At 61.0% G+C, this 14884-nt stretch carries 14 protein-coding genes; 5 read left to right on the forward strand and 9 right to left on the reverse strand.

Features of this window, described 5'->3' with window-relative positions; translation table 11 throughout:
* Positions 1 to 645: 645 nt before the first annotated feature.
* Positions 646 to 858, forward strand: a complete 213-nt coding sequence (locus ACYU8T_RS09090; RefSeq protein WP_461159189.1) for a hypothetical protein — start codon at positions 646 to 648, stop codon at positions 856 to 858.
* A 116-nt stretch (positions 859 to 974) separates the two neighbouring features.
* Here ACYU8T_RS09090 and ACYU8T_RS09095 read toward each other — a convergent pair whose 3' ends face one another.
* The 7 genes from ACYU8T_RS09095 to ACYU8T_RS09125 form a co-directional block, all read right to left on the reverse strand.
* On the reverse strand, positions 975 to 1103 hold the full coding sequence (locus ACYU8T_RS09095; protein ID WP_255254834.1) for a hypothetical protein: 129 nt from the start codon (positions 1101 to 1103) through the stop codon (positions 975 to 977).
* Positions 1104 to 1157: 54 nt separating this feature from the next.
* Positions 1158 to 1352: a hypothetical protein gene (locus ACYU8T_RS09100; protein ID WP_461159190.1), complete on the reverse strand. Its 195-nt coding sequence runs from the start codon at positions 1350 to 1352 to the stop codon at positions 1158 to 1160.
* A gap of 77 nt (positions 1353 to 1429) precedes the next feature.
* Positions 1430 to 1783, reverse strand: a complete 354-nt coding sequence (locus tag ACYU8T_RS09105; protein WP_461159191.1) for a hypothetical protein — start codon at positions 1781 to 1783, stop codon at positions 1430 to 1432.
* A gap of 160 nt (positions 1784 to 1943) precedes the next feature.
* Positions 1944 to 3200 (reverse strand): cation:proton antiporter, encoded by a 1257-nt coding sequence (locus tag ACYU8T_RS09110; RefSeq protein ID WP_461159192.1) that lies wholly within the window; start codon positions 3198 to 3200, stop codon positions 1944 to 1946.
* Positions 3201 to 3262: 62 nt separating this feature from the next.
* Entirely contained in the window at positions 3263 to 4117 is an 855-nt protein-coding gene (locus ACYU8T_RS09115; RefSeq protein WP_461159193.1) for a transglutaminase family protein, read from the reverse strand.
* Between the two features lie 270 nt (positions 4118 to 4387).
* Positions 4388 to 5020, reverse strand: a complete 633-nt coding sequence (locus ACYU8T_RS09120; protein WP_461159194.1) for a tyrosine-type recombinase/integrase — start codon at positions 5018 to 5020, stop codon at positions 4388 to 4390.
* Between the two features lie 326 nt (positions 5021 to 5346).
* Positions 5347 to 6104, reverse strand: a protein-coding gene (locus ACYU8T_RS09125) for an IS5 family transposase (protein WP_461159136.1) whose coding sequence is annotated in 2 segments (ribosomal slippage) — positions 5347 to 5783 and positions 5783 to 6104 — 759 coding nt in all. Because the reading frame shifts where the segments join, the coding sequence is not laid out codon by codon here.
* Positions 6105 to 6625: 521 nt separating this feature from the next.
* Here ACYU8T_RS09125 and ACYU8T_RS09130 point away from each other — a divergent pair.
* Positions 6626 to 8383, forward strand: a complete 1758-nt coding sequence (locus ACYU8T_RS09130; RefSeq protein ID WP_461159195.1) for a type I secretion system permease/ATPase — start codon at positions 6626 to 6628, stop codon at positions 8381 to 8383.
* A 1-nt stretch (position 8384) separates the two neighbouring features.
* The gene (locus ACYU8T_RS09135; RefSeq protein WP_461159196.1) at positions 8385 to 9725 is read left to right on the forward strand and encodes an HlyD family type I secretion periplasmic adaptor subunit; all 1341 of its coding nucleotides are present in this window, start codon (positions 8385 to 8387) and stop codon (positions 9723 to 9725) included.
* 67 nt (positions 9726 to 9792) lie between these two features.
* Here ACYU8T_RS09135 and ACYU8T_RS09140 read toward each other — a convergent pair whose 3' ends face one another.
* Positions 9793 to 10644 (reverse strand): SDR family oxidoreductase, encoded by an 852-nt coding sequence (locus tag ACYU8T_RS09140; RefSeq protein ID WP_461159197.1) that lies wholly within the window; start codon positions 10642 to 10644, stop codon positions 9793 to 9795.
* 308 nt (positions 10645 to 10952) lie between these two features.
* On the opposite strand from ACYU8T_RS09140, the gene ACYU8T_RS09145 reads away from it, so the two are divergent.
* Both ACYU8T_RS09145 and ACYU8T_RS09150 read left to right on the forward strand, forming a co-directional pair.
* The gene (locus tag ACYU8T_RS09145) at positions 10953 to 12257 is read left to right on the forward strand and encodes an NtaA/DmoA family FMN-dependent monooxygenase (RefSeq protein ID WP_461159198.1); all 1305 of its coding nucleotides are present in this window, start codon (positions 10953 to 10955) and stop codon (positions 12255 to 12257) included.
* 267 nt (positions 12258 to 12524) lie between these two features.
* Positions 12525 to 12971, forward strand: a complete 447-nt coding sequence (locus ACYU8T_RS09150; protein ID WP_461159199.1) for a nuclear transport factor 2 family protein — start codon at positions 12525 to 12527, stop codon at positions 12969 to 12971.
* 6 nt (positions 12972 to 12977) lie between these two features.
* Here ACYU8T_RS09150 and ACYU8T_RS09155 read toward each other — a convergent pair whose 3' ends face one another.
* Entirely contained in the window at positions 12978 to 14846 is a 1869-nt protein-coding gene (locus ACYU8T_RS09155) for an ABC-F family ATP-binding cassette domain-containing protein (protein WP_461159200.1), read from the reverse strand.
* Positions 14847 to 14884: the final 38 nt, after the last annotated feature.

A 14884-nucleotide genomic window follows, 5' to 3' on the forward strand; every position in this document is an offset into this window, starting at 1 on the left:
GGCATTTTCCCTCCGTGCTCCGACGAATAGATGCGAGTGATGGAGCGGCCTGTGATATAACAGACCATCACCCTGATCGTGCCGCAGGCATATCGTGACAGAGAGACCATCGTGCTCCCGCCTGCAACCGGGAGATATTCAGTGTCTGCTGCCCTAGACAGCGCTCTTCTCGATGAGGGAAAGCGATCATGACCATCCGCACGACGCGCAAAACGGCAACATTCACAGCGCCATTTCAACTGCCGGGGTTCGCAGAACCGTTGCCAGCAGGTTCGTACGAAGTAGAAACTGACGAAGAGATGCTGGAGGGCAACGGCCATACAGCCTATCATCGGGTCGCTACTACGCTGCGGGTCGAAAGAGGATCAGTCGTCGAGCATCATCCGATCGATCCGGCGCATCTCGCCGCGGCACTGGAACGCGATCAACGGGCGCGATCCACCGCACTGCCGTCCGCGGCCGTGACAGAGCAGGCCCCGACATCTGACGCTGCACGACCTGGTCGCGCCCGTTGGGTTTCTCTGTGGGTCCGGAATGCTCCGCCGGGCGGAAGCCGGTAGGCCCGCCATGTCCAACAGCTCAGCCATGTGCAGACGAGAGGCGGCGCACCATCGACAGGTCGCTACCGCATCGCCTCTTGATAAGGTGCGTCAGAGAGCGCTGAAGGCCGCAAGCGCTTGGGAGACTGAGGCTGTCCAGGCTGAGGCCCGCGAGGCGGGAGCGCCTGTCGCCCTCAGCCCCGAAGACGCAGCGATTGCCCTGGAATTCCGGTTGGAAGAGGAGGATGAGGCTCGGAGCTGCGCTGGCGATGAGGGAGATAGCCTCCTCACCCCCGGCCGTGGCGAGGAGAAGTTCTGATGAACGGAGAGGTGGAGCAATTTGGCTGGTGGGTGGCCGCACAGCATGGGCGGCCTGCCTGATCGGCCCTGATCGACGAGTTGGCAGGCGCTTTTGAAGCACCCGCCCCCCCCAAATCAGCTTTTCAAGGTAACGATGCCGAGCGCACCGGGTTTCTGCGACGGGTTGGAAGCATTCTGCTTTTTGGTTTTCTCCGCCTTTGGTTTGCGAACTTCACGGTTGGATCTTTTCTGGCTTTTGGCCATGATGTGTTCCTCTGCATTGGACGTCAGATGTAGGGGTTGTACTGCTTCGCTTATTCAGGTGCGTTTCGGGGAGGCACCCGGTGTCACATTGTTGCTCTTTCTCAAGGCCATGAGGTTGTCGAGCGCACCGTTCAATCGCTGCCTCTCGACCGTAGACAGCGCTTCTCCACGTGCTAGTGCGTCGCGGGCAGCATAGAGGAGATTGTGAAGTTCCTGTAGCTTGTCGAGGCCTCCGCCTGGTCCGGGCATCGATCGAAACTCGGTACTCGCCAATCCTTTTTGTGTAGCATCCATTTTTCTGCCAATCGCTGTAAAGTTGGGTCAGCTCAATTATTTAGCAATATGATGGCTACTGTTGCTGCTATCACCATGAGCAGGCCGTTGATTATGGCCGCACGCATCGTGGTATCGTCACGAAATAGATCAGCGCACCATTGCAGCTTAGTGAGCCGGAGAGGCTTGGGTCTCGATGACGTGGCAACGCCAATTGCCGTTCCACCCTCATTCTCCCAGCTGTCGATCGCCGACGTTAGCTGGCGCTTGCGGTCACGCGAAATGGCAGCCGCGCTCCGCGAACGTTCTCGCGCGGCTCCAAGGGCGAGCCACCGTCGTTCGGCATTAGCCTGACTGCGGGCCTCGCGCAGTGATAATGATGGATTAGAGCTTTCATTTGCGGACATTGTGCACTCCTCGCCAAACGGGAGCGCCTGTGTCTCTCAGCCCCGGCCTGTCTGGATGAGTCGAACCGGGATACGTCACAATAGCACATCGCCGTTGGGGACAAGAGTGCTTTCTGTTCGGCATCGGAGTGCAAACGGAACAGCTTGTCCGTTCCAGCCATCATCGCGAGGATTGACGTCGCGCCTGCCATTGATCGAGCAGCTGCAGGGACGGAGTCACGGTGATGCCATGTAGAACGATGGAAACGAGAATGACGAGGGCAGCGACGCTCCAGAGCCTCTCCGCCTCGGGGAAGTTGGCTTGATTGAGGGCGAAGGCGAGATAGTAGATCGTGCCCACACCCCGTATTCCGAAGAAGGAAATTACGAGCTTCTCCCGCCACGTAAGTTCCAATGCGGCAAGGCTGATGAGACCAGCGAATGGGCGAACGACGAGGATTGTCAGGGCGGTGAATAAAATCGTCCAAATATCCAGATGCGCGAATAGCTCTGCATGGGTAATCATGCCGCCGAACAGCACCAACACCAGCATCATCAACAGGCGTTCGGCTTCTTCGGCGAATGCATGCAGACGATGATGGTAGCTGTGGTCGCGGCTGGCATGGCGAAGGCAAAGCGCCGCGACGAAGACGGCGAGAAAACCATACCCATGTGCCAGCTGCGTGAGACCATATGCAAGGAGCGCGGCGCCCAAGGCGACGAAACCGTCACCTGTTCGGGACAGCTTGGCGGCGTTGGGCAGGTGGAAAGTAACGAAGCCCAGGCCCATTCCAATGACATAGCCCATGCCGAGACCAGCAAGAACCTTCCAGATCACGTCAACGATGAGCCAGTGTCCAAACGCTTGGGTTCCAAAGGACAGGCCCGCCAGCGCAATCGCGAGGTTGACAAAGGGAAACGCAAGCCCATCGTTCAGTCCCGCTTCGGACGTGAGCGCGAAACGGGCCTCATCTTCTTCCCCCTCTCCTGGTGCGCCGACCTGGACGTCGCTCGCGAGCACCGGATCTGTGGGGGCAAGACTCGATGCCAGGAGCAGGGCGGCCGCGAGGCCGAGCCCCAGAAGGGAGGAGGCGAGTGCAGCAACGAGCAGGATGGTGATCGGCATTGCAATCGCGAGGAGACGCCAGGTAAGGACCCAGCGGCGAAGACCGACGAGCCGGTCGATCTTGAGACCCGCGCCCATGAGCGCGACCACAACCACAAACTCGCTCAGGCGCTCCACCAGGACGGGGTACTGCAGTGGATGAACCGCGAATGGTCTTAACCGCGGCATCGTAAACAGGGCTGCGCCGATGGCCACGCAGAAGATCGGCAGCGACAAAGGCATCTTCCGCAGGGCCATCGGAATCCAGGCGGTCATCAAAATGATGGCGCCCATACCGGTCAGGATCTGGACGTAGAATCCAGAATCGAGCATTGATAGTCTCTCCCGAAACGAGCGAGTTTTTTGGACCCGACCCAAGCCGCGCAGCTACACCATTAAGTCAGCGTGACGTTCACGTGGACGTCCATGCCGATAAAGTCGTCCGCTGCGCCAATGTACCCACCAGTGACCGGCATGATCTGCTTGTTGCACCTGCCAACTGCTACGGGAATGAGGTTCGCTGAGCCGGTGCGCCGGTGCGTAGGGTCAAATGCGATCCACCCGGCCGCTGGAAGGTAGACTTCCGCCCAGGCGTGCGTTGATCCTGCATCATGCAGGAGTTGGTCTGGATCATGCAAATAGCCGGAGACGGCACGGCCGCCAAAGCCAAGGTGGCGAATCGCCTCGATGAATAGAGCCGCCATGTCTCGGCAGGATCCACTCCCCATCGTTAAAGTTTCCAGCGGACCTTGTGTTCCATCCTCGTCTCGGGTTCGGTACGCGATCGCATCGGCGATGCCATTGTTGATGTCTTTCAGCAGCGACAACGTGTCTGTCGGACATGCGTGAACGAAGGCGCGTACCCAATTATCAAACCTTCCGCCATTATCCGGATGTTGCGCCTTTAGGAGAGCGCCCAGATCGGCCCTTTCTTCTTCTGAATAAGTGAAAGGGTAGGAGTGAGCGCCTGGCGCGATCCGGAAGATGGGCCATGCCGAAGCAAACTGCTCCACCGTGACGTCCGTTGATATGACGAGTTGGTCCGCAGAGCCCGAAAAGCAGGCGGTCGCAACCAGGTTCCCAAACACGTCTTGCGTCCATTCGACCTCTGCTTCCGGCGTCAGACGGATAGAACTCGCCAACACCCTCAGATCGTGCGAACTGCGCGGCACAAGCATCAGGCGATGCGGTTGCAGGCCCACAGCATCCCGATAACGATAGGTGGTTTCATGGCGTATTTGGAACTTCATGACTCCACAACGCCTCAATCCGACCGTAGGGTGCGTCTTTATCGATCTGGACTTCCCAGTTGCTGCTTCAGACGCTTTGTTTATCCGCGCCCGAGGAGCGGGAGCCGACATTCTCCTGGCGGCCCGTTTCTGGCGTTCTGCGATGCAGGGCGAGCAAACAGTGCAAGTCGGCTTCTGACAGGAGCTGCCGTCCCACATGTCGCTTGTGGGGGCAGAAATGTCCCAAGCGCTCCAAAGATAGCTCCTCGCCAGCAGCGAAGAGCTATCTGTTTAAATTTCGGTGTTCTCCGCGAGCGCAAGCGCGTCTTCCACGTCAATCCCGAGATAGCGCACCGTATTCTCGATCTTGCTATGACCGAGCAGGATCTGGACGGCGCGCAGGTTGCCGGTCGCCCTATAGATGATCGACGCCTTCGTTCGCCGCAGTGAGTGGGTGCCATACTCGCTTCGCATCAGACCGACCCCCGTCACCCATTCATCGACAAGCCGGGCATACTGGCGGGTGCTGAGATGCCCATTATGATCAACCCGACTGGGAAAGACATAGTTGTCCACGGTGCCGCCCCGCCGCTCGAGCCAAGCCAGCAGGCTTGACCGCGCGTCTGGGAGCAGTTCGAACTGAACAGGCCGACCTGTTTTCTGCTGCATGACGATCGCACGCGTTCGGATCTGCCCGCCGCTGACGATGTCGCCGATCTTCATCTGCACCAGGTCGCAGCCCCGAAGTTTGCTGTCGATCGCCAAGTCAAATAGCGCCCGATCTCGCAAGCGGCAAAGCTGATTGAGGTAGAATCGGATCTCCCAAATTTGCTTCGGTTTCAGGGCGCGTTTCGCGCCGACGGCTCTTCCCGCATTCCAGACGGGGCGTTTGGTGGCGGTGGGTTCAGTTTCAGACATCTCCATGATCATTCTCCGAAGGCCAGAGTGGCCGTCCGGAGAACGCTTTGCCCTCGGATAAGCAGAATGGCTCCGAAGCGCTTGTCGACCAGAGTCAGTCGTTCAGCGCCGCGCCAGTGGACGGCAGCTTGCGGCGAAAGCAGCCTTTAGACGGACGGTCGGTAAATCGCCCCAAGTGGGGTTGTTCGAGACGTAACTAGCTATTCCAAAAGCCGCCTTTCGTCGGCCGGAAATTCAACAGAACCGGCAATTTTGTTGCAGCAATAATCGTTTAAGTTCAGTTGCATGGTCCTGACAGCTGTTTCGGACTCCCTAGGCTCAGGACTCGTTGATCACAGCCAGAAGAGCACGGTGGCTGCGAGAGCGAGGGCGGAGAAGAAGACGGTTGGGCAGCGGTCGTAGCGGGTTGCCACACGGCGCCAGTCTTTCAGGCGACCAAACATGATCTCGATGCGGTTTCGGCGTTTGTATCGGCGCTTGTCGTATTTGACGGGAAAAGAACGGGATTTCCGGCCCGGAATGCAAGGCGTGATGCCCTTTTGTTCGAGCGCATCCCTGAACCATTCGGCGTCATAGCCCCGGTCAGCCAGCATCCACTGCGCCTTGGGTAGATCATCGAGCAGGGCTGCCGCGCCGGTGTAATCGCTGATTTGTCCTGCCGTGATGAAGAAGCTCAAAGGGCGGCCGTTGGCATCGGTGACGGCGTGAAGCTTGGTATTCATGCCGCCCTTGGTCCGCCCGATCAGGCGGCCGAGGCCCCCTTTTTTACCCCAAGGCTGGAAGCCGTGCGGTGGGCCTTGAGATAGGTAGCATCGATCATGACGGTCTGGGGATCGGCTCTCTGGGCAGACAGCCCCTCCATCATCCGGCCAAACACGCCCATCTCGCCCCACCGTTTCCAGCGGTTGTAGAGCGTCTTGTGCGGACCGTATTCCCTGGGCGCATCACGCCAGCGCAGCCCGTTGCGGTTGACGAAGATGATCCCGCTCAGCACGCGCCGGTCATCGACCCGGGGCTTGCCGTGGCTCTTGGGAAAATAGGGCGAAAGACGCGCCATCTGCTCGTCCGTCAGCCAATACAGGTCGCTCATGCTCAGTCTCCTCGCGGAGCCTGAATCACATCGCCCTCAGCCAATCAATGGGTCCTGAGCCTAGCGACGTTGTTGGTGTCTGGCGAGAAAGTCGTTTTGGTACTTTGCGTGGTATGCGACGCGCGTGGGCGAACACAGGCAATGGAAAATCAATGGTTTGCCGCCTGAGTTCGAATCCCTCCCGCTCCGCCAGCCCCCGGAAGATTTCGCTAAAGCAGATAGGCCTGGGCCGCACGTGCGGCCTGATCCATATTTTGTCACGCTTCACCTCAGCGGCATTGTGCTGAGCCTGGGATGGCCTGCATATCGGTCATTTAAGGGGCGGTTCTTGCGCGCTTTCCGCGCGGCATATCTGCGTAAATGTAGTAAGCAGCCGTAAGGCATTTGGTACTAGGGTAAGGCTGAGCTCGCGGGGGCGAGTGCGGCGGCGGTGAGCTGGGCATGGCGGGGAGGTACGGCGGGATCTGCCCGATCATGTCTAACTGGCCTAGTTCTTCTATTCGGAAACACGCTGAAAGGGTGTGAAAGTGTTCATGTCGGGCGGGGGGCGTGACGGTGAGTTGTGGGACGCCGTCCGTAACTATAAAAAAGTGTTCATCATTGTCCTGTGCGTCAGTGCCATACTGAACGTGCTGCTGCTTGGCGGCTCCTTGTACATGATGATGGTGTATGATTCGGTTCTGCCGAGCCGATCCGTCCCGACATTGGCCGGTCTCGCGATCCTGGTGATGATCGTCTACGCCTTCCAGGGCTTCTTCGAGAATATGCGCGCCGGGATGCTGGCCGATGTCGCCAATGCCGTTGAGCAGCAGCTGTCCGGCAGGGTGCAGAGCGCGATTTCGCAAATGGCGCTTGCCGGTCAGAAGTTGCCGGGCGACGGGTTGGGGCCGATGCGCGATCTTGAAAATGTGCGCGCATTTTTGTCGAGCGGCGCTGTCGCGATGATCGATTTGCCTTGGATACTCTTCTTCCTGGGCGTGTTGTTCGCGCTCCATACGTGGCTGGGCGTAACGACGCTGATCGGAGCGGCCGTGCTGTTTTCGCTGACGCTGATCACCAACCGCGTCATGAAGCAGCCCGCCGAGCAGCTTTCGCAGCTGTCGGCTTACCGCAATGGGGCAGCCGAAACGAATCTGCGTCATGTCGAGCTTTTAACCGCACTTGGCATGCGGAATCGCATGCAGCAGCGCTGGGCCCAGTTGAACAGCGCCTATGGAGCCGCACAGAACAAGCTGACACGTTCTGGCGCGGCATTGGGCGGGTTAGCCAAAATGCTGCGGCTTGCGCTCCAGTCGCTCATCCTGACGGTAGGCGCATTACTGGTGCTGGATGACAAGGCAAGCGGCGGGGTGATCTTCGCCTCCTCGATCCTGTCCGCGCGCGCATTGGCGCCGGTCGATCAGGCGATCGCAAATTGGAAGGGGTTCATCAGCGCCCGCGTCGGGTGGCTTACGCTGACAGCGATGCTGAAGCGTGTACCTGCGCCGCAGCCAGCGTCGCTGCGTCTGCCCAGGCCCGACCGGAAGCTGGAGGTGGAAAAGCTGGTCGTTTTCCCGCCGGGCAGTCGCCAGTTGACCGTCAGTGGTGTCTCATTCCAGCTGAACGCGGGCAATGCCTGCGCGGTAGTCGGCCCGAGCGGCGCGGGCAAGTCTTCGCTCGGCCGCGCGCTGATCGGCGCCTGGCGCCCCGCCAAGGGGACCATCCGCTTCGATGGCGCGTCGATCGGCCAATGGGATGCCGAGCATTTCGGCGAATGGGTGGGCTACCTGCCGCAATCGGTCGAGCTTCTGGATGGCACCATCGCGGAAAATATCGCGCGCTTCGATCCGGCCGCAACGTCGGAGGCGATCTTGGCGGCGGCCAAAGCGGCGGCTGTCCACGACCTGATCACGCGTCTTCCGCAGGGATATGAGACCCGCGTTGGGGTGGATGGCGAAGCGCTCTCGGGCGGACAGCGCCAGCGCATCGGCCTTGCGCGTGCGCTCTATGGCGATCCGTTCTTCGTGCTGTTGGACGAACCCAATTCCAACCTCGACAGCGAAGGCGAAGCCGCGCTGGCCGCCGCCATTGCATCGGTACGCGAGCGCGGGGGCATCCTGGTCGTGGTCTCCCACAGAGCCGATATATTGGGCCGGGTCAGCCACATCCTGTTGATGCGTAACGGCCGAATGGAAACATTCGGTCCGGCCGCCGAAATCATGGCGCGCTTGCGGCAGAAGCCTAAGCTGCGCCAGGAAAATGTCGTGGCGATGCAGGGCGCCAGTGCGGGAAAGCCATAGGATGACGACCAATCTCCCCGCCGGGCTCATGGTCCTGGATCAACCCGCGATCCCATATGATCCGGCTGAACATGTTCAGAAGAAGGTGAAGGCCGTCCTGATCGCCATTGCAGTGCTCGTCCTGGGCTTCGGCATGGCGGCCATGCTGATCCCAATCGGCGGCGCGGTCATAGCGTCGGGGCATATCGGGCTCGCGTCGCACATCAAAAAGATCGCGCATCCGGCGGGGGGCGTGATCGAGGACATCCTGGTCGACAACGGCACCCATGTCCAAAAGGGACAGGTGCTGATGCGGTTCGATGATCGCGTGACGGGAGCGGATGCGCAATATTCGAGCCTCAGCGTCGATCAAATGCTGGCGCAGCGCGCCCGGCTGGAAGCGGAACGGCTTGGCGCAAGCACCATCACCTTCCCCAAGGAACTGGCGCCCGCTGACGCTGCTGCGCGGCAAGCCATGGCTGACGAGACCAAGCTGTTCCAGATCAGACAGGCTGAGCAAGCTGGCACAGCGGCCCAGCTACAGGCGCGCATCCGCCAGCATCGGCAGCAGATAAGCGGTTATCAGGCGCAGATCCGCGCGCTGGAGCAGCAGGCCGTGCTGATCGAACCGGAACGCAAGGGCGTAAGGCAGCTGTGGGACAAGGGCCTCGTCACGATCAGCAGATTGAACCAGCTGGAACGCACCGCCGTCGACCTGCAGGGTAGCGTGGGCGCCTTGCGCGCCAGCATCGCCCAGACCGAGGCGCGCATCACCGAAGCGCAGGAGCAGATGATCCAGCTTGGCGCAACCCGGCGCTCGCAGGCAGGCACGGACCTGGCGCAATTGAACGCCGCGCTGAACCAGCAGCAAATGCGCAGCGTGTCGGCCTTGGACGCGCAGGACCGCAGCGTGGTGCGCGCGCCCTATGGCGGCGTGGTCGACAAGCTCGCCTTCAACACGATCGGCGGGGTTGTGAAACCAGCCGAAGTCATCATGGAAATCGTGCCGGACAGCGATCAGCCTCTGGTCGAAGGAGCGGTCTCCCCTGCCGACATCGATCATGTCCATGTCGGCCAAAGCGCGCGCATCCGCTTCACCGCCTTCAACAATGCAGCGTCGCCGGAAATTCGGGGCAAGGTGACCTTCGTGGCTGCCGACCGGGCCACCGACCCGCAAGGACAGGTGAGCTTCTACCCCGTGCGGGTCGAGATAGACGAGGCGCAATTGAAGAAATATCCCGAGCTGAAGCTGAAGCCCGGCATGCCTGCGGAGCTGTTCATCGAAACCGGAAACCGGACGATGATCTCTTACCTCACGAAACCGCTACGGGATCAGTTCGCAAGGGCATTCCGGGACGAGTGAGCAGCAGCCCAGGTCCCGGCGGCGCATCATAGATGGCAGAGGCTGACGGTTTGAGGCAACTACCAGATCAGATGCCGGTGGCCGGGAAGCGCGGAACGATGCCATTATCTTCAAAGAAGGTAGAGGCTTGGTACAGCGTGGGTCCGGCATAGGCTGGCGCGTCGGGCGAAGCGATCATCCAGGCGACCGTGCGCCCGGTGTCGGCGGGGGTGTAAGACGGCAGTCCGCCGCCAAAACCCTTGGCGGCTTCGCCATATTGCGCAGTCATGGCTTCGGTGATGGTGAGGCCGGGCTGTATGTGGAAGCTCGCAATCCCCTGGTCCCGATATTCCAGATCGACAAACTCCGCGAGTTTGCTGAATGCCGCTTTTCCCGCGGCGTACAACATGCCCCAACCGCCCTCGCTGAGTTTTCGTTCGCACAGCATGCTGCCCGCGCCGCTGGTGATGAAGACGATCCGGCCGCTGCCTTGTTTCAGCATGGGGTCCAGCACTCGCTGCGTGATGTGCATTTGATTGACCATCAGCCCGCGCATGGCCGTCTCCGCGATGTCCGCATCGATCGCGGAAATGGGCGACATGATGGCGGGAGATTGAAAGATCGCGTTATTGAAAAGCCCGTCGATCCTGCCCCATTTGCCGAGGACGGCATCTACCGCAGCATCGATGGATACTCGGTCCAATATATCCATCTGTATGCCCAGCGCCTCGCCGCCCGCGGCCTCTACCTCGCGCACGGTTGCTTCGATGCTGCCGGGCACTTTAATAGCCTCCGAACCGCCGGGGCTCGCCAGCCGCCCCTCCCCCTCGCGCAGGGTGCGGCCGGTCACCGCGACGGCAAAGCCGCTCCTTGCTAGTTCCAGTGCGGCCGCCTTGCCAATGCCGCGAGTGGCACCGGTCACCATTGCAACCTTACGCATGGCCAAAGCTCCTGATGATCGTAGGGGGGCAGATTTTGCCCGTCGTTGTTCCTGCAAATCGGTGCCCTGGCAAGCCAAAGCAAAGCCAGCCGACGCACGAGCAATTCACCCGAACCTTTTTTGTAACGCTGTCGAACCGAAACGCTTCTGCCACTTGACAAAGGTTGATCATTGTCAACTATTAGGGGCAGGTGGGCCGGCAGTCGCGCGCTTCCCGGACGCGGCTTTGAAGGAGAAGCTGCCGGAGTCGCGGCTACATCGCACCGTTGAGACGCAATGAGAGAAACCTTTAGAGAGAGTATCAGGCTATGGCCCACACGAAATTCCACCTTGGCTATTTCACCAAGTTCGGCGCCACCTCATGGCCGGGTGACGGCAAGGAATTCGGCTCGCAATGGGCGGATGGGTCCTACCATAAAGAGCTGGCCAAGATGCTGGAGGCAGCGAAGTTCGACTTCGTCTTCTTCGAGGACAGCCTGATCGTCGGCGATCGTTACGCCAACTCCATGGAACTCGACCTCAAGAACGCGACGCTTTCACCCAAGCTCGATCCGCTGCCGCTGCTGCCCCTGATGGCGCAGGATACGTCGCATATCGGTCTGATCGCGACGGCTTCAACCACTTTCTACCCGCCCTACCTGCTCGCCCGGCTGCTTTCTACGATCGACTCCCTGACCAAAGGACGTGCCGGGTGGAACATGGTCACGTCCAGCGAGCGGAATGCCGCCATGAACTTCGGCATGGACAAGCTGCTGCCGCCGAACGAGCGCTATGACATTGCCGATGAATTTGTCGAACTGTGCAAGAAACTTTGGGATAGCTGGGAAGAAGGCGCGCTGGTCGCGGATACTGAGACAGGCGTCTATGTCGACCACAACAAGGTTCACACCGTCAATTTCGAGGGCAAGCATTTCCGTTCGCGCGGTCCGCTGAACACGCTGCGATCGCCGCAGGGCTATCCCGTCCTCGCGCAAGCGGGCGCTTCCGAACGCGGAAAGCAGTTTTCATCGAAGAACGCCGAAGTCGTGCTGGGAATGATGACAGGCGGCGTTCCGGGCATGAAGGCCTATCGTCAGGAAATCCGTGACCGCGCTGAAAAGCAGGGGCGCAATCCTGACGACATCAAGGTCTTTTTCCTGACGCCGGTGGAAATTTTCCCCGAAGGTGGAGAGCGACCTGAAATGACCGAGGCCGAAAAGCAGTCGGCGTTCGAGCATAATATCGTGATGGCGTCCTCTTCGCTGGACGTCGACTTCTCCCAATATGACGTGGATGCGCCGGTGCCGCAGGACATTACTGCTGGCGGCCACACCAGCGCCCTTGAATATATGAAGAAGGCGGGCCGCGAAGAGGGCAAGTCCCTGCGCGACCTGTTCTCCGCGGGCAAGGGTGCGAGCGGCATGGACTTCAGCGGCACCGTCGAGCAAGTTGCCGAAAAGATGATGGCGGTGATGGACGAAGTGGGCGGCGACGGCTTCCTGATCGAGGGTTCAGGCTACAACCGCCAGCTGCCAGACCTCGTCAACGGCGTCATCCCTGCCCTGCAAAAGGCAGGTGCGGTGCGCACCGAATATGAGGGCACGACGCTGCGCGAGATCCTGCGCGAATTCTGAAGCGACTGGCGTGGAGCGGTACGGTTGCTCCGCGCCGCTCCTTATATCTCAAAGTTGGAGCGCGCCCGCACATAGCGGCGCGCTCCAGTCGTTTTTGGCATGTGCCGGTCCCAGCGGAAATTTCAGCGGCTGTCCGATGTCACGAAGCGGCAGGACGATTTTCACGACCTCATCTTTCGAGGAAAAGCCTTGCTTGGAACGCGGCACCCGCTGCTTTAGGGTTCTCGCAACCGGCCTGAAAGTCGTGGGCCGATGAGGGAGGAATGCGTGACTGAAACCGACAAGATCGTAGCGACCTTGGCGATATATGCCCTGAAAGCACGCTACTTCCGCTCGATGGACAACAAGGATTGGCCCGGCTTGGAGGCGGTCTTCGCACCCGACCTGATCGCCGATTTCCGCGACGCCGCAGGGGAACGCGACGAGAGCATGCTGATCCACGGCGCTGCGCCTTATGTTGCGCGTCTCGCGCCGATGCTGGAGAAGGTCACGACCGTTCACCACGGCCATATGCCCGAAATCCATGTCGAAACGGACAGCCAAGCCAGCGGCATCTGGGCGATGGAGGACAAGCTGTGGGTTCAGGAAGGTTCGCCCCTGCCCTTCCGCTGGATGCATGGCTATGGCCATTATCATGAACGTTATGTGCGGCTGGCCGACGGCTGGCGCATCAGCGAAATCCGCCTGAGCCGCCTGCGCATCGACGCGGGCTGACGGCCCTTACAGCTCCTCCAGCGCCGCGCTGGCTTCAATCCAGCTTTCCTCGATCGCCTCCAGCTTCTTTTCGACCGAGGCGCGGCGCACCATGAGGTCGGTCGTCGTCATCTTCGCCTCGGCACCCGTCGCCGCCTTGGGATCGAACAGCGCCTGATCGATCCGGCTGCGTTCGGCGGAGAGCGTGGCCATCTCCTTTTCCGCCTTGCTGACCACTGCCTTGAGGCTCTTCTGCTTTTCGCGCCATTCGGCTGCGTTGCGCTTTTCCGCCTTGCGATCCGCCTTGGGCGCGTCCCCGCCGCTGCCGCCGCCATCTGTCTTGCGCAATATGATGTCGGTATAATCGTCCAGACTGCCGTCGAACGGCTGCGCCGTGCCGCCGTCCACCAGGACCAGGCGATCAGCCACCAGTTCGATCATGTGGCGATCGTGGCTGACGATGACGACGGCGCCCGAATATTCATTGAGCGCCTGCACCAGCGCCTCGCGGCTGTCGACGTCGAGGTGGTTGGTCGGTTCGTCGAGGATCAGGAGGTGCGGCGCATCGCGCGTGATCAGCGCCAGCGCCAGCCGGGCGCGTTCGCCGCCGGACATGGAGCCGACCTGCTGCGTCGCCCGCTCGCCGGAAAAGCCGAAACGGCCAAGCTGCGCGCGCACCGCGCCCGGCGTCGCGCCTTTCATCACGCGCGTCATGTGCTGGAGCGGCGTGTCGGCAATGTCGAGTTCCTCCACCTGATATTGGGTGAAATAGCCGACGTTCATCTTGGCCGAGCTGTTCATCGACCCTTCCATCGGCGCGAGCTGCGCCGCGATCAGGCGCGCAAGCGTCGTCTTGCCGTTGCCGTTGCGGCCGAGCAGCGCCAGGCGGTCGTCAGGATCGATGCGCAGGTTCACCCGGCGCAGCACGGGCGTGTCGCCATAGCCCACCGCCGCCATGTCCATGGTGATGAGCGGCGGGCGCAGTTCGGGCGGGCTGGGAAAGGCGAAGGACAAGGTTGGGTCCTCGATCGCGGCGGCGATGGGCTGCATCCTTGCCAACGCCTTGGCCCGCGACTGGGCCTGCTTGGCGGTGGAGGCGCGGGCGGAGTTGCGGGCGATATAGTCCTGCAACTTCTCGCGCTCGGCCTGCTGCCGGGCGCGGGCCGCTTCCTGCTGCGCCAGCCGTTCGGCACGCTGCCGCTCGAACGCGTCATAACCGCCGGGATAGAGCGTCACCTTCCCGCCTTCCAGATGCAGGATATGGTCGACGACATTGTTGAGCAGATCGCGCTCGTGGCTAATCACGACCACTGTGCCGCGATAATTTTTGAGGAAGCTTTCCAGCCACATCGTCGCTTCAAGGTCGAGGTGGTTGCTCGGTTCGTCGAGCAGCAGCAGGTCGGGTTCGGAAAAGAGCAGCGCGGCCAGCGCGACACGCATTTTCCAGCCGCCCGAATAGCTGTCGAGCGGGCGCCCCTGCATTTCTTCGTCGAAGCCAAGGCCCACCAGAATGCGCGCGGCGCGGGCAGGCGCGGTATAGGCGTCGATCGTCGTCAGCCGCTCATAGATATGGCCGAGCCGGTCCGGGTCCTGCGTGGTTTCGCTTTCCGCCATCAGGGCAGCGCGTTCCTTGTCGGCTTCGAGCACGGTTTCGAAGGGGGTCGCCGTCCCGGCGGGCGCTTCCTGCGCGATATAGCCAAGGCGCGTGTCGCGCGGCATGTCGCAACCGCCATCGTCGGGATCGAGTTGCCCGATCATCACCTTCATCAGCGTGGACTTGCCCGCGCCGTTGCGGCCGATCAGGCCGACGCGGCTGCGCGGCGGCAGCGCGGCACTGGCGCGGTCGATGATGGTACGGCCACCCAGCCGCACGGTGATATCCCTGAGATTCAGCATGGGACGCCCTCTAGCAGAGCCGCGCGGAGTGGTGAAGG

This window comes from Sphingobium sp. TomMM35A, assembly GCF_054771735.1.

What these genes read in the sequence shown, in the direction of transcription:
- ACYU8T_RS09095 (WP_255254834.1), bottom strand. Translation starts at nt 1,103, where the DNA reads ATGGCCAAAAGCCAGAAAAGATCCAACCGTGAAGTTCGCAAACCAAAG.
- ACYU8T_RS09100 (WP_461159190.1), bottom strand. Translation starts at nt 1,352, where the DNA reads ATGCCCGGACCAGGCGGAGGCCTCGACAAGCTACAGGAACTTCACAAT.
- ACYU8T_RS09105 (WP_461159191.1), bottom strand. Translation starts at nt 1,783, where the DNA reads ATGTCCGCAAATGAAAGCTCTAATCCATCATTATCACTGCGCGAGGCC.
- ACYU8T_RS09110 (WP_461159192.1), bottom strand. Translation starts at nt 3,200, where the DNA reads ATGCTCGATTCTGGATTCTACGTCCAGATCCTGACCGGTATGGGCGCC.
- ACYU8T_RS09115 (WP_461159193.1), bottom strand. Translation starts at nt 4,117, where the DNA reads ATGAAGTTCCAAATACGCCATGAAACCACCTATCGTTATCGGGATGCT.
- ACYU8T_RS09120 (WP_461159194.1), bottom strand. Translation starts at nt 5,020, where the DNA reads ATGGAGATGTCTGAAACTGAACCCACCGCCACCAAACGCCCCGTCTGG.
- ACYU8T_RS09135 (WP_461159196.1), top strand. Translation starts at nt 8,385, where the DNA reads ATGACGACCAATCTCCCCGCCGGGCTCATGGTCCTGGATCAACCCGCG.
- ACYU8T_RS09140 (WP_461159197.1), bottom strand. Translation starts at nt 10,644, where the DNA reads ATGCGTAAGGTTGCAATGGTGACCGGTGCCACTCGCGGCATTGGCAAG.
- ACYU8T_RS09145 (WP_461159198.1), top strand. Translation starts at nt 10,953, where the DNA reads ATGGCCCACACGAAATTCCACCTTGGCTATTTCACCAAGTTCGGCGCC.
- ACYU8T_RS09155 (WP_461159200.1), bottom strand. Translation starts at nt 14,846, where the DNA reads ATGCTGAATCTCAGGGATATCACCGTGCGGCTGGGTGGCCGTACCATC.